This window comes from Actinoplanes sp. NPDC051633, assembly GCF_040681735.1.
Lineage (GTDB): Bacteria > Actinomycetota > Actinomycetes > Mycobacteriales > Micromonosporaceae > Actinoplanes.
The window spans coordinates 1-1,546 of sequence record NZ_JBFAZH010001525.1; the positions used below are offsets into that span (position 1 = coordinate 1).

The window sequence follows — 1,546 nt, forward strand, 5'->3', positions numbered from 1 at the left end:
GATCGCGGTCGGGGCACTCGACCCAGCGGGCGTGCAGCGCGGTCCCGTGGATGTCCCGGGCGCAGCACTCCTCGATGAGGTCGGTGACCTTCTCCCCGTCGCTGTTGACGAGCCCGTCCGGGAAGTAGTGCTCGATCGGCTTCCACAGCTTCGGATAGCGGTTCTGACCGAACGCCCGCAGCCCGATCCGGTCCCGCCGCCCCGCGCCGCGGGTCTCGTTGAGCGCCAGGATCTCGTCCTCCGCGGGCGACAGCTCCACCGGCAGATCCCAGCCCTGCGCCTCGAAGACGATGCCGAAGACGGCGATCCCGCGTTCCTGGGCGGCGCGGATGAACTCGCTGTCGTTGACGAATCCGTAGAACCGCGAGCGCGCGTCGACCGGCCCGAATGCCTCCTGCTCCAGATACGGCAAGGAGATCGACCCGCCGCCGAGCGCGGCCCAGACCAGCGTGGTCGCGTGGTAGTCGACGAGGTCGTCGAGCATCCGCAGGCGGCGCGGCGGCAGGCTCGGGTGGTAGCAGTGCTGGCGCGGGAACCAGGCGTCGAAGTAGACGCCGCGTTGCCTCGTCACCGCGGGTCGGGTTCGTAGGTGTTGCCGGCGCTGTCCTTCCCGCGGGCGAGCCAGATCTTCCACCCGGCGTTCTGCTCGACCGGCATCAGCTTCACCGACGCCGGGAAGTAGCGCATGGTGTAGCCGGTGCGCCGCACGTCGCTGGTGTTCGGCTTGGCGCCGTGCACGATCCGGCCGTCGTGCAGCGAGCACTGGCCACGCTCGAGTTCGAAGTCGACCGCCTTGCTCTCGTCCACGTCGGGGATCTCGGCGTGGAACGTCTGCACGGTCATGTCGGTCGGCACGTAGTCGGAGAACCCGCCGGCCTCGTGGGAGCCGGGGATCACCCGCATGCAGCCGTTCGCCCGGTTGCTCGGGCCGAGCGCCAGCCACACGGTGACGATCCGGTCGTACGAGCTGAACCGCCCGTTCCAGTAGGCGCTGTCCTCGTGCCACGGGGTGGCCCGGCCGACCAGCGGTTCCTTGGAGATGAAGTGGCTGGACCACAACGCGATGTCGGGGCCGATCAGCGGTTCCACCAGGTCGAGCACCTCGTCGCCGAGGAGGAAGTCGAGCAGCCGTGGATCCCGGAAGTGCGGCGTGTCCAACTCGTCGGAGAGCTTGTCGCCCTTCTGTGCCAGATGTTCGTCGAAGATGGCCTCCAGCGCGTCCAGCCGGGCCGGGGAGAAGATCTGGTCGCGCTCCAGGTAGTAGCCGTTGGCACGGAAGAACGCGACGTCGTTCGCGTCGAGCATCGGCATGTCCTCTCAACTGTTTTTCGCGATGACCCGGATCAGCTCGGCGAACAGGTCGAGGTCGGCGGCGAAGTCCTCCGGGTCGGTCTTCGGCCGGCCGCCGGTGATGACGATGTCGTGGAAATACTCGAGCTCGTGGGTGTAGGGGTCCTTGAGATGCGGGCGGGAGACCGTCCGGTGCAGGCCGTCGCCGCGGGACTCCTCGGTGATCAGGACGGTGGGGAGATGCCGCACGTACGGG

General features: G+C 68.3%; 3 protein-coding genes. All 3 read right to left on the reverse strand.

Annotated features, from left to right (window positions below):
• Positions 1 to 571 (reverse strand): hypothetical protein (locus AB0M20_RS42765; protein ID WP_364307150.1); only part of this gene is annotated, 571 nt, incomplete at its 3' end.
• Complete coding sequence (locus tag AB0M20_RS42770) at positions 568 to 1,305, reverse strand: phytanoyl-CoA dioxygenase family protein (RefSeq protein ID WP_364307152.1); 738 nt, start codon at positions 1,303 to 1,305, stop codon at positions 568 to 570. The genes AB0M20_RS42765 and AB0M20_RS42770, both read right to left, overlap by 4 nt.
• Positions 1,306 to 1,317: 12 nt before the next feature.
• On the reverse strand, positions 1,318 to 1,546 hold a 229-nt coding region (locus AB0M20_RS42775; protein WP_364307154.1), incomplete at its 5' end, for a hypothetical protein.